Source organism: Phenylobacterium sp. VNQ135 (genome assembly GCF_049445735.1).
Lineage (GTDB): Bacteria > Pseudomonadota > Alphaproteobacteria > Caulobacterales > Caulobacteraceae > Phenylobacterium.
The window spans coordinates 256,955-269,296 of sequence record NZ_JBMSDS010000002.1; the positions used below are offsets into that span (position 1 = coordinate 256,955).

At 72.7% G+C, this 12,342-nt stretch carries 9 protein-coding genes; 8 read left to right on the plus strand and 1 reads right to left on the minus strand.

The genetic code is table 11. The features are described 5' to 3' along the window. Window positions 1–11 precede the first annotated feature (11 nt). Window positions 12–578 carry a hypothetical protein gene (locus ACO2Q0_RS07000; RefSeq protein WP_423350783.1) on the plus strand — a complete coding sequence of 189 codons (567 nt, stop codon included), beginning with the start codon at window positions 12–14 and terminating at the stop codon, window positions 576–578. A gap of 174 nt (window positions 579–752) precedes the next feature. Here the strand turns inward: ACO2Q0_RS07000 and ACO2Q0_RS07005 are convergent, their stop codons facing one another. Further along, window positions 753–2,264 carry a CoA-acylating methylmalonate-semialdehyde dehydrogenase gene (locus tag ACO2Q0_RS07005; RefSeq protein WP_423350784.1) on the minus strand — a complete coding sequence of 504 codons (1,512 nt, stop codon included), beginning with the start codon at window positions 2,262–2,264 and terminating at the stop codon, window positions 753–755. Window positions 2,265–2,337: 73 nt separating this feature from the next. Here ACO2Q0_RS07005 and ACO2Q0_RS07010 point away from each other — a divergent pair, with 73 nt between their 5' ends. From ACO2Q0_RS07010 to trxA, 7 genes are all read left to right on the plus strand, one after another. Continuing rightward, a complete protein-coding gene (locus ACO2Q0_RS07010; RefSeq protein ID WP_423350785.1) occupies window positions 2,338–3,210 on the plus strand; it encodes a GNAT family N-acetyltransferase in 873 nt (290 codons plus the stop codon). Continuing rightward, the gene (gene tsaE / locus ACO2Q0_RS07015) at window positions 3,207–3,683 is read left to right on the plus strand and encodes a tRNA (adenosine(37)-N6)-threonylcarbamoyltransferase complex ATPase subunit type 1 TsaE (protein WP_423350786.1); all 477 of its coding nucleotides are present in this window, start codon (window positions 3,207–3,209) and stop codon (window positions 3,681–3,683) included. Before ACO2Q0_RS07010 ends, tsaE begins: the two co-directional genes overlap by 4 nt. A 1-nt stretch (window position 3,684) precedes the next feature. Next, window positions 3,685–4,770 carry an N-acetylmuramate/N-acetylglucosamine kinase AmgK gene (gene amgK / locus ACO2Q0_RS07020; protein WP_423351574.1) on the plus strand — a complete coding sequence of 362 codons (1,086 nt, stop codon included), beginning with the start codon at window positions 3,685–3,687 and terminating at the stop codon, window positions 4,768–4,770. Beyond that, window positions 4,767–5,495, plus strand: a complete 729-nt coding sequence (locus tag ACO2Q0_RS07025) for a nucleotidyltransferase family protein (RefSeq protein ID WP_423350787.1) — start codon at window positions 4,767–4,769, stop codon at window positions 5,493–5,495. The genes amgK and ACO2Q0_RS07025 overlap by 4 nt, the downstream gene beginning before the upstream one ends. After that, complete coding sequence (gene addB / locus ACO2Q0_RS07030) at window positions 5,492–8,482, plus strand: double-strand break repair protein AddB (protein ID WP_423350788.1); 2,991 nt, start codon at window positions 5,492–5,494, stop codon at window positions 8,480–8,482. Before ACO2Q0_RS07025 ends, addB begins: the two co-directional genes overlap by 4 nt. After that, window positions 8,479–11,925 (plus strand): double-strand break repair helicase AddA, encoded by a 3,447-nt coding sequence (gene addA, locus ACO2Q0_RS07035; RefSeq protein WP_423350789.1) that lies wholly within the window; start codon window positions 8,479–8,481, stop codon window positions 11,923–11,925. The genes addB and addA overlap by 4 nt, the downstream gene beginning before the upstream one ends. 86 nt (window positions 11,926–12,011) lie before the next feature. Next, window positions 12,012–12,341, plus strand: a complete 330-nt coding sequence (trxA, locus tag ACO2Q0_RS07040; RefSeq protein WP_423350790.1) for a thioredoxin — start codon at window positions 12,012–12,014, stop codon at window positions 12,339–12,341. Window position 12,342: the final 1 nt, after the last annotated feature.

The window sequence follows — 12,342 nt, forward strand, 5'->3', positions numbered from 1 at the left end:
GAGCCTTCCAGATGGCCGACCATGACGATCGCCGTTTCGACCCCAGCGAAACCGACGCCAACCGGACCCGCATGCAGGGCGGCGGCGTGGGCGCCCGCGAGATGGATCAGCAGCGCGATCCGAACCGCTTCCAGACGGCCACGAACCCCGAGCAGCGCAGCTTCGAAGGCGATCTCGACGATACGACAAACGCCGATCGGCCGAGCCAGGCCGACTTCGGCGACACCGACCTGCGGGCGGCGAACAGCGGCGGCTCGGCCGGCGCCGACGGCTCCGCGCCGCCCGAGGAAAGCGCTGCGGCCCGCCGCGACGGCTGGGGCGTCGATCCCAACCTGGGGCGCAACGAGGCGGGCCTCGGCGACGTGGACGGGGATCTCGGCGCGGGCACCCCGCCCAACGTCGACGTCCACAAGCTCGGCCAGGATGACAAGCCGCAGCAGGACTGGGGCGACCCGGCCGACGAAGGCGCGACCTTCTCCTCGACCAACACCAACCGCGGCGGCCGCACCGAGCTCGAGCGCGGCCAGGGCGCCAAGACCCGCGCCCACAACAAGGACACCTTCAGCCGTCGGACCTAGCGCGAACGCCCCTTCTCCCCCTGCGGGAGAAGGTGGCCTGCGAAGCAGGTCGGATGAGGGGTCGATCCGGCCTCCATCCGAACGAAGAGGGGCCACGCACAGTCCGCGTGACCCCTCATCCGTCAGCCTCCGGCCGACACCTTCTCCCGCAGGGGGAGAAGGAAATGGCAGTCGCTACTTCATCGTCGGGATGACGAACGCCGAGTCCTCGACCGCGCCTTCGGGCCAACGGGCGGTGATCGTCTTCACCTTGGTGTAGAACCGCACGCCTTCCATGCCGTGCTGGTTCACGTCGCCGAAGGCCGAACGCTTCCAGCCGCCGAAGGTGTGGTAGGCGACCGGCACCGGGATCGGCACGTTGATGCCCACCATGCCCACCTGCACGCGGGCGGCGAACTCGCGAGCGGCGCGGCCGTTGCGGGTGAAGATGGCGACGCCGTTGCCGTACTGGTGGGAGCTCGGCAGGTCGAGCGCCTCCTCGAAGCTCTCGGCGCGCACGATCTGCAGGACCGGGCCGAAGATCTCCTCGTTGTAGGTCTTCATGCCCTTTTTCACGCCGTCGAACAGCGAGGGGCCGATGAAGAAGCCCTTCTCGTAGCCCTGAAGCGAGAAGCCGCTGCCGTCGACGACCAGCTCGGCGCCCTCGTCGACGCCCATCTGGATGTAGCCGGCGATCTTGTCCTTGTGCGCCTGGCTGACCACCGGGCCGTACTGGGCGGCGGCGTCGGTGGAGACGCCCACCTTCAGGGTCTCCAGCTCGGCCAGCACGCGCTCGCGCACCTCGTCGGCGGTCTTCTGGCCCACAGGGACGACCACCGGCAGGGCCATGCAGCGCTCGCCCGCCGAGCCGTAGGCCGCGCCGATGATGTCCTTGGTCGCCTGCTCCAGGTCGGCGTCGGGCAGGATGATCCCGTGGTTCTTGGCGCCGCCCATGGCCTGGACCCGCTTCCCGTTCGCCGTGCCGCGGGAATAGACGTAGTGGGCGATGTCGGACGAGCCGACGAAGCTCACCGCCTTGATGTCCGGATGATCGAGGATGGCGTCCACCGCCGTCTTGTCGCCGTGCACCACGTTCAGCACGCCCGCCAAGTCTTGCCCCACCTGGGCGCCCGCTTCCATCATGAGCTCGCCCAGGCGCACCGGGACCGTCGGGTCCTTCTCGGAGGGCTTGAGGATGAAGGTGTTCCCCGTCGCGATGGCGATGCCGAACATCCACATCGGGATCATGGCCGGGAAGTTGAACGGGGTGATGCCGGCGCAGACGCCCAGCGGCTGGCGCATGGAATAGACGTCGATCCCGGGGCCGGCGCCCTCGGTGTATTCGCCCTTCAGCGCATGCGGGATGCCGCAGGCGAACTCGATGACTTCCAGGCCGCGCTGGATGTCGCCCTTGCTGTCGGCGATGACCTTGCCGTGTTCGGACGACAGGATCTCGGCGAGCTCGTTCATGTTGGCTTCGACCAGCCGCTTGAACTCGAACATCACCCGCGCCCGCCGCTGCGGGTTCACCAGCGCCCAGGTCTGTTGCGCCCGAAGCGCCGAGGCAACGGCCTTGTCGACCTCGCTCTCGGTCGCGAGCTGCACGCGGGCCTGAACCTCGCCGGTGTTGGGGTTGAACACGTCGCCGTAGCGGCCGGACGCGCCCGCGACGGACGCGCCGTCGATGAAGTGGGTGATCTCACGCATGGGAACGGCTTTTAGGCTCACCCAGCGGCGCCCGCTAGTTGCCCCAGCGGCGCCGGGCGGCGAATGTGCGCCCATGACGGTTCTCCCCACCGCGCACGCCTGGAAGACCGGCCCGGCGCGGGACCACATCGTCGACGTGCTGATCGCCGAGCGGGCGCCGAAGCTAGCCGGTTCGGCGGCCTGGCCGCTGCTGCGTCCGCTGCTCTACGCGATGCTGGACTATGGCAAGGCGCGCCGGATGGCCGACGCCATCGCGCCGCTCCCCGGACGCGCGGCGCTGGACCACGTCGCTGAGCTGCTGTCGGTGAAGGTGTCGGCGAGCGGGCTGGAGCATGTGCCGGCGGAGGGCCGCGCCATCGTCGTCTGCAACCATCCCACCGGCATCGCCGACGGGATCGCGGTCTTCGATGCGCTGAAGGGGCTCAGGCCCGACATCTGCTTCTACGCCAACTCCGACGCCCACCGCGTCTGCCCCCGGTTCGACGATGTGCTGATCCCCGTCGAGTGGGTCGAGGCCAAGCGGACCCGGGAGCGCACGCGCGCCACCCTGCAGCTCACCCGGGAGGCGATGGAGGCCGAACGCTGCCTCTGCATCTTCCCGGCCGGTCGCCTCGCGCGCCGCCAGCCGGACGGCTTGCTGGCGGATCCGACGTGGATGCCCACCGCCGTCTCGCTGGCGCGGAAGTACGAAGCGCCCATCGTGCCGGTTCACGTGGCAGGTCCGTGGTCCACGCTCTTCCACGTCTTCAACGGCTTCTCCCAGGAGCTGCGGGACATCACCCTCTTCCACGAGCTGCTCAACAAGCGCGCCCGGCATTTCACCCTGACCATCGGTTCACCCATTGCGCTCGAGGCCCTGGCGGGCGATCCCGCCGAGGTGACACCAAGACTGAAACACCACGTCGAGCGCGTCCTGGTCGACGAGCCGGATCGGCGGTTCGCATGATCCTGGAAGCCGAGGGCGACTTCCGCTTAGGAGACGAGGCGGCCACGGCGCGGCTCGGCGCCGCCATCGCCGCCGAGCTGAAGACGGGCGAGGCCGTCTGCCTGACCGGCCCGCTGGGAGCCGGCAAGTCGACCCTGGCCCGGGCGCTGGTGCGGGCGCTGACGACGCCGACCGAGGACGTGCCCTCGCCCACCTTCACCCTGGTGCAGTTCTACGAAGGGCCGCGGCTGAAGGTCGCCCACTTCGACCTCTATCGCCTCTCGAATCCGGACGAGGCCTATGAGATCGGTCTGGACGAGGCGCTGGACGAAGGCGCCGCCGTCGTCGAGTGGCCCGAGCGACTCGAGGGCCGCCTGCCCGCGGACCGACTCGATGTAGAGATCGCGCCTTCGGAAGACGATGCAGACGGCAGGCGCGTGCGGCTGATCCCGCACGGGGCCTGGGAAGGACGAGGGCTTGAGTTCCGCGCCTGAGATGAACGACCGCGAGATCCTGAAGGCCGAGTTCCTCAAGGCCGCCGGCTTCGGCCAGGCGCGGCGCGAACCCATGGGCGGCGACGCCTCGACCCGCAGCTACGAGCGGCTGCATGCGGCCGATGGCGCGACCTTCATCTTCATGGACCAGCCGCCGTCGATGGAGACCGCGCCGTGTCCGCCGGGCGCGACGCCGGACGAGCGCCGGGCGCTGGGCTACAACGCCCTGGCCCGACTGGCCGCCGGGCGCGTGGACGCCTTCATCGCCACCAGCGGCTGGCTGCGCGACCAGGGGCTCTCGGCGCCGAAGATCCTCGCGGCCGACGCGCCGGTGGGACTGGCGGTGCTGGAGGACCTCGGCGACGACCTGTTCGCGCGGCTGATCGAACAGGGACAGGACGAGGCGCCGCTGTACGAGGCGGCCATCCAGGCCCTGGTGCGCATGCATGCCGCGAGCCCGCCGGACGTGCTGGCCTACGACGGCGCCGCCTGGCCGCTGCTGACCTACGACGAGACGGCGCTGGAGACGGCGGACCGGCTGTTCCTCGAATGGCTGCCCAAGCTGAGGCCGGGCCTCGATTTCGGCGGCGAGGCGGCGGCGGAGTGGGAGGCCATCTGGACGCCGATCCGCGCCCATGGGGCGGCCGGCGCGAGCGTCTTCTGCCACCGCGACTACCACGCCGAGAACCTGATCTGGCTGCCCGAGCGCCAGGGCGGCGCCCGCGCCGGCCTGCTCGACTTCCAGGACGCCGTGAAGGCGCACCCCGCCTGGGACATGTCGATGCTGCTGCACGACGCCCGCCGCGACGTCTCACCCGGGCGCGAGGCCGCGGCCCTGGCCGCCTATTTCGAACTCAGCCCGCATGTGGATCGCGCCCGCTTCCTGGCCGACTTCCATGCCCTGGGCGCGCTCAACATCTGCCGCATCCTCGGCATCTTCGCCCGCCTCGTGACCCGCGACGGCAAGCCCCGCTACGCCGCCTTCATGCCAAGGCTCTGGGGCTATCTCGATCGCTGCCTCGCCGACCCCGAACTGGCGGCGCTGAAGATGTGGATGGACCGGCACGCCGCCGAGGCCCGCGCGTGAGCGGCGCCCCGACGACCGCCATGGTTCTGGCCGCCGGCCTCGGCACCCGCATGCGGCCGCTGACGGACACGCGGCCCAAGGCCCTCGTCGAGGTCGCCGGCCGCACGCTGATCGACCGGGTGCTGGACGAGCTGGTCGCCGCCGGCGTCACCCGCGCCGTGGTCAACGTCCACCACTTCGCCGACCAGATGGAGGCCCATCTGGCGAAGCGGTCGGACCTGGAGGTGCTGATCTCGGACGAGCGCGCCGAGCTGCTGGACTCGGGCGGCGGCATCCAGCACGCCCGCCCGCTGCTGGGCGAGCACCCGATCTTCGTCGCCAACATCGACAGCCTCTGGATCGCCGAGGGCGAGCCGCCGATGGAGACGCTGAAGCGGCTCTGGGACCCCGCCCGCATGGACATCCTGCTGCTGTTGGTGAAGCGCGGCAACGGCATCGGCTTCGAGGGCCCGAACGGCTTCTTCATGGACGACGAAGGCCGGCTGACCCACTCGGTGAGACCTGAGCCGCCGACGCCCTACGCCAACATCGGCTTCGGCGTGCTGAAGCCGCAGGTGCTGGACGGCTCGCCCAAGACCGGCCCGTTCTCGATCCTGCCGGTCTGGCATGAGCTCCAGGCGAAGGGCCGTCTCCACGGCGCCGTGATGGACGCCTTCTGGATGCACGTCGGCGATCCCGCCGCCCGCGACGCCGCCGAACAAAGGCTGGGGCAGAGGCTCTCGTGACCGCCTTCTTCGAGCGTCCGGGTCCGCGCTGGTTCAACATCCCGGCGCACCGGCCGTTCGCCGACGACCTGGCCCGCGGCCTCTACGAGGCGCTGAGCCCGTTCGGCCCCGAGGCGCTGTCGGACGCCCTCGTCCTGACGCCGACCCGCAGAGGCGCCCGCGCCGTGGCCGACGCCTTCGTCCGGGCCGCGGACGGCCGCGCCGTCCTCCCGCCGCAGATGCGCCCGCTGGGCGACCTCGAGGCCGGCGAACCGCCCTTCGAACCCGGCGACCTGGCGCTCGACCTGCCCGCCGCCATCGACCCTCTGCGCCGCCGCTTCGAGCTGACCCGCCTGGTGGCCGAGAACTGGAGCCTGCTGCCCGGCCGCGAACTCACCGCCTCATCCGCCCTGGAACTCGCCGACGCCCTGGGCGGCTTCCTCGACAGCCTGCAGATCGAGGAGGTCGAGGCGGGCGAGAAGCTGGCGGGCCTCGTCGAAGCCGACCTCGCCGAGCACTGGCGGGTCAGCCGCGACTTCCTGGAAACCGCCCTGGTCGCGTGGCCGAAGCGGCTGGAGGCGCTGGGGGTCGTCGACGTCAGCGAACGGCGCGTCCGCCTGCTGCGCCGCCTGGCCGAGGTCTGGACCGCCAAGCCGCCCCAGGGCGTGCTGGTCGCGGCCGGCTCGACAGGCACCGCGCCCGCCACCGCCGACCTGCTGGCGGTGATCGCCGCCGCGCCGCGCGGCGCCGTCGTCGTGCCCGGCCTGGACGACAGCCTGGCCGAGGCCGCCTGGCGCGAAGTCGACGAACAGCACCCTCAGGGCGCCCTGCGCCGCCTCCTTGCCCGCTCGCGCATCGATCGCGGCGAGGTGGAGGTCTGGCCGGCCTCCCTCGCCCATCGCGCCCAGGGCCGCTGGCGCCGCCGGGTCGTCAACGAGGCGCTGCGCCCGCCGCGCGCCACCGCCGACTGGCTGCACGCCATCGAGCGGCTGCGGGCGGAGGCGGAGTCCGACGGCATCGACCCTGTGGCCGAGGGCCTCGCCGGACTGTCCCTGGCCAGCGCCCGCTCGGAAGAGGAGGCCGCCACCGTCGCCGCCCTGTTGCTGCGCGAGGCGTTGGAGACGCCGGACAAGACCGCCGCCCTCGTCACGCCCGACCAGGTCCTCGCCCGCCGGGTCGTCGCCAAGCTCGGCCGCTGGGGCATCGTTCCCGACTCCTCGGCGGGCGAGAGCCTTGCGGGCTGTCCGTGCGGCGTCCTGGCCGGGCTCGCGGCCCGGGCCCTGGTCGATCCGCTCGCCCCCGTCACCCTGCTGGCGCTGCTGAAGCACCCTTACGTCCGCCTAGGCTTCGAGCCCGCCGAGTTGGCCCGGCAGCGCAACGTGCTGGAGCGCTTCGCCCTGCGTGGCCCGCGCCCCTGGAGCTGGAGCATGGTCGGGGCCCGGCTGAGGGCGAAGGGCCATGCCGGGCTGCCCCTGGTCGAGCGGCTGGAGAGCGTCCTCGCCGCCCCGCCGGACGCCGGCGGCGTCGCCGATCTGGCGCGCGCCGTCACGGCTGTGATGGAGGCCCTGGCCGCCGACGCGCACGGCCGCACGGGCGAGCTGTGGAGCGGCCACGGCGGAGAGGCCATGAGCCGCCTGCTGGCTGGCCTGATCCACGAGACCCACGGCCTGCCCGAGGTCTCCGCCCGCGGTTTCGCCGACCTGCTGTCCCGCCTGATGCAGGGCGAGACGGTCCGCACCGGCGGCGCCACCCACCCGCGCCTGCGCATCCTGGGCGCCATCGAGGCCCGCCTGGTGCGCGCCGACCGGCTGGTGGTCGCAGGGCTGGAGGAAGGCGTCTGGCCCAGGGGCGCTCCGCTCGACCCCTTCCTGTCGCGGCCCATGCGCCAGACGCTGGGCCTGCCGCCGCCCGAGCGGCGCGTCGGCCTCGCCGCCCACGACTTCGCCCAGGCCGCGTGCGCGCCCGAGGTGATCCTGCTGCATGCCGAGCGGCGCGAGGGTCAGCCGGCCGTGAAGTCCCGCTGGCTGTGGCGCCTGGAGACCCTGGCCCGCGGCGCGGGCGTCGAGATCGCCGGTCACGCCGAGGCCCTGGCATGGGCCCGCAGCCTGGACGCCCCGGACGTCTACGAGCCCGTCAGCCGCCCCGCGCCCTGTCCGCCCCTGGAGGCCCGCCCCCGGGAGCTGTTCGTCACCCGCGTGGAGACCCTGACCCGCGATCCCTACGCCGTCTGGGCCCGCGACATCCTCGGCCTGCGCCTGATGGACCGGCCGGACGAGCCGGTGGAGGCCCGCGCCCGCGGCACCGCCATCCACGCCGCCTTCGAACGGCTCGCCCTCGACCACCCGGGCGACCTGCCGCCCAACGCCGCCGCCATCTTCGAGGCGCTCTACGTCGAGGAGCTGGAGAAGGCCGGGATGCCGCGCGAGGCGCTGGCCCGCGAGAGCGCGCTCGCCCGCGAGGCCGCCGCCTGGGTCGCCGAGCTGGAGGCGCGGCGCCGGGCCGACGGGCGCGCCATCCATGTCGAGAAGACCGGCAAGCTGCCGATCCGCGTCGACGGCCACGAGGTGGTGCTGGGCGCCAAGGCCGACCGGATCGAGGCCGACCCGCAGGGCTATGGCCACATCCTCGACTACAAGACCGGCCGCGCGCCCTCGCAGAAGGTGGTGGACGCCGGCTTCTCGCCCCAGCTCACCCTGACGGCGGCGATCCTGGCGCATGGCGGCTTCGCCGACATCGGCCGCCTGACGCCCGGCGAGCTGGTCTATCTGGAGGTCACCGGCCGCAAGCCCGCGGGTCGCGAGGAGGTCCGCGCCAGCGTGGACGAGAGCGCCGAGGCGGCCGAACGCGCCCTGGACGGCGCCCGCCGCCTCCTGGCGCGCTACTTCCAGCCGGACCAGGCCTACGTCTCCCGCACCGCGCCGCAGTTCGTGAAGACCTACGCCTCCGACTACGACCACCTGGCCCGCGTCTTCGAGTGGTCCACCAGCGGCGAGGAGGGCGAGGCGTGACGCTGCACATCGCCCCGCAGGATCACCAGCGCACCGCCGCCGACCCCGCCATCTCGGCCTTCGTCACGGCCAACGCCGGCTCCGGCAAGACCAAGACCCTGATCGACCGGGTGGCGCGCCTGCTGCTCATCGGCGCCGAGCCCGAGACCATCCTCTGCGTCACCTACACCAAGGCCGCCGCCGCCGAGATGCAGCGGCGGCTGTTCGCCAGGCTGGGCGGCTGGTCGGTGATGCCCGACGCGCCGCTGACCGAGGAGCTCGCCGATCTCGAGGGCCGCCCGCTGGACGCCTACGACGATCGCCGCCTGTCGGAAGCCCGGGCCCTCTTCGCCCGCGCGCTGGAGACGCCCGGCGGGCTGAAGATCCAGACCATCCACGCCTTCTGCGAGAAGCTTCTGCGCCGCTTCCCCCTGGAGGCCGGCATCTCGCCGGGGTTCCGGGTGATGGACGACGCGGCGGCCGCCTCCGTGGCCGCCGCCGCCCGCGCCGCCGTCGCCCGCCACGCGCTGAAGGGTGAGGGCCGCGTGGCCGAGGCCTACGCCCGGCTGTCGGTGGCGCTGGACTTCGGGTCCTTCCAGCAGATGTTCCTCGATTTCGAGGCCCGGCGCGGGAAGCTCGCGGCCTTCTTCGAGGCCCAGGGCGGCTACGACGGCGCCGTGGATTGGATCTGGACGACCTGCGCCCTCGCCCCGGGTGAAGACGCCGAGACCGTCGAGCGCGACGCCCTAGCCGCCCTGGACCGCAACCTCTGGCGCGCCGTGGGCGAGGCCCTGCAGGCCGGCACGGCCACCGACCAGAAGTGCGCCGGCCAACTGCTCGCCGTCGCCCGCGAGCCGACCTTCGCCGGCGCGCTCGCCGCGCTCTTCACCGAGAAGGGCGAGGGCACGCCCGCCACCTGGGTGGCCAAGACCTCGGGGCTGAAGGCCCACGAAGGCCTGCGGATGGCGCTGCTTACGGAACAGGACCGGCTCGCCGCCGCCCGCGAGCGGCTGCGCGCCGCCAAGGTCGCCGCCGACACCGTCGACGCCCTGACGCTGGCCGAGGCCTATCTGGCCGCCTACCGCATCGAGAAGGCCATCGCGGGCGCCCTCGATTTCGCCGACCTGATCGAGAAGACCCGCGCATTGCTGGCCAGCCGGCCGGCCGCCGCCTGGGTGCTCTACAAGCTGGACGGCGGCATCGACCACATCCTGGTGGACGAGGCGCAGGACACCGCCCCCGACCAGTGGGAGATCGTCCGCGCGCTCACCGGCGAGTTCTTCGCCGGCGACAGCATGCTCCGGCGCAGCGAGGCCGACCGGACCCTGTTCGTGGTCGGCGACGAGAAGCAGTCGATCTACTCGTTCCAGGGCGCCGCGCCCGAGCGCCTGCTGTCCGAGACGGGCCGCTACGTCGCCGAGATCGCCGCCGCCGGCCGCAAGGGCGCGGCCGTGCCGCTGCACGCGTCCTGGCGCTCGACGGTGGAGGTCCTGGGCTTCGTCGACGCGGTGTTCAGCACCGGCGTGCCGCCGGGCGTCGAGCCGCTGGAGCACATCCCGATGCGGGCCGGCGAGCGCGGCTGCGTCGACCTGTGGCCGCTGGAGCGGGAGCCGAAGGGCGAGGTCCGCGAGGCCTGGGACGCGCCCCTGGACGTCGAGGGCGAGGAAAGCGCGGTGAAGCGGCTGGCCCGCAACATCGCCTGCGAGATCAAGGCCCTGGTCGAGCGTGGCGACGCGGTCGTCGAACGCGGCAAGGCGCGCCCCGCATCGTGGGGCGACGTGCTGATCCTGGTGCGCAAGCGGGGCGGCCTCTTCGAGGAGATCCTTCGGGCGCTGAAGCACGCCGGCATCCCCGTGGCCGGCGCGGACCGCTTGGCGCTCTCCGAGCACATCGTCTTCGACGACCTGATGGCGCTCGCCCGGTTCGCGCTGTTCCCCGACGACGACCTGACCCTCGCGGCCCTGCTGAAGAGCCCGTTCTGCGGCCTGACCGACGAGGACCTGTTCCAGCTCGCCTGGAAGCGCGACCGCGCCGCGCTCTGGGACGTGCTTCGGGCGCGGGCCGACGAACATCAGGCCTGGCGCGCGGCCGCGGATTTCCTGGCCCGGATGCGTGAGACGGCCGGGGCGACGGGGCCGTTCGGTTTCTACAGCCGCGCCCTGGGACTACGCGACGCCGAAGGCCGCTCGATGCGGATGCGACTGCTGCGCCGCCTGGGCGCCGAGGCCGAGGACGCTCTGGACGAGTTCCTGGCCCAGGTGCTGGCCGCCGAGGGTCGCGGCGTCCACGACCTGGAGTGCCTGGCCGCCGACTTCGCCGGCCTCGACATCGTGGTCAAGCGCGAGCTGGAAGGCGGCCGCGACGAGGTCCGGGTCATGACCGCCCACGGCGCGAAGGGCCTGGAGGCGCCGATCGTCATCCTGCCCGAGACCACCGCCGAACAGGGCGCGCGCGGCTCCCCGATGCTGGAGACCGCCGACGGCGGCTTCCTGTGGTGCGCCAGCGGCAAGGGCGACTGCGAGGCCTCGGCCGCCGCGCGGGCGCTGCGCCAGGGCAAGGACGCCGAGGAATCGCTGAGGCTGCTCTACGTGGCGCTGACCCGCGCCCGCGAACGCCTGATCCTCTGCGGCCGCATCGCCGCCAACCGCAAGGAAGACGGCCTGAAGGGCTGGTGGGCGGCGATCAAGGCCGGCTTCGCCCACGAGAAGATCGCCCCGCACGTGCGGCCGGCGGCCTGCGGCGACGTGCTCGCCGAGCGGTATGGCCCCGACCCGCAGCCGCTCGGCCGGGTCGCCGAGACGGCGACCGGGATGGTCGGCTTGCCCGAGTGGACCGGCGTCGACCCCGCGCCCGAAGCCTTCGCCCGCTACGCCTCCCCGTCGGACCTGGGCGAAGGGACGGTCGTCGCCGCGCCCTCGCCCCTGGCGGCGGCCGGCGGCCTCGGCCGGTTCCGGCGCGGCGACATCATCCACCGCCTGCTGCAGGTGCTGCCCGACCTGCCCTCCGCCGAACGGCCGGGCGGCGCCCGCGCCCTCCTGGCGCGCGAACCCGACCTCTCCGACGACCAGCGCGCCGAGATGGCCGGCGCGGCGCTGTCGGTGCTGGAGGACGCCCGCTTCGCCGAGGTGTTCGGCCCGGGCTCCCGCGCCGAGGTGGCCATCGCCGGCTCCGCCGCCGCCCTGCCGCCGAACCTGAAGATCTCGGGCCGGATCGACCGGCTGGTGGTGCTGCCGGACCGCGTCCTGGTGGCCGATTTCAAGACCAACCGGCCCTCGCCCGACCGCATCGAAGACGCCGATCCCGCCTACCTGCGCCAGATGGCGCTGTACGCCGCCGTGCTCGCCGAAGTGTTCCCCGGACGCCGCATCGAGGCGGCGCTGGTCTGGACCGACGGGCCGAAGCTGATGACCGTTCCAGAAAAGCTGTTGACCCAGACGCTTGCCGAGCTCCGCCGTGGCGGTTGATACCTGGACCGCCTCCGCCTACATCGGCGGATCAAGAGGCGTTCGGCGGCGTTGAACCGCCAGCCGCGCGCGAGAGGAGTTTTCCTATGAGCACCGTGAAGGTCACCGACGCCACCTTCGAGACCGACGTCCTGCAGGCGCAGGGACCCGTGCTGGTCGACTTCTGGGCGGAGTGGTGCGGCCCCTGCAAGCAGATCGCCCCTGCCCTCGAGCAGCTCTCGGACGAGCTGGCCGGCAAGGTGACGATCGCCAAGCTGGACATCGAGGACAGCCCGACCACGCCCTCGCGCTACGGCGTCCGCGGCATCCCGACCATGATGCTGTTCAAGGGCGGCCAGATGGCGTCCATGAAGGTGGGCGCCATGCCCAAGCAGAAGATCCTGGAGTGGCTGACCGAGGCCGGCGTCGCCGCCTGAG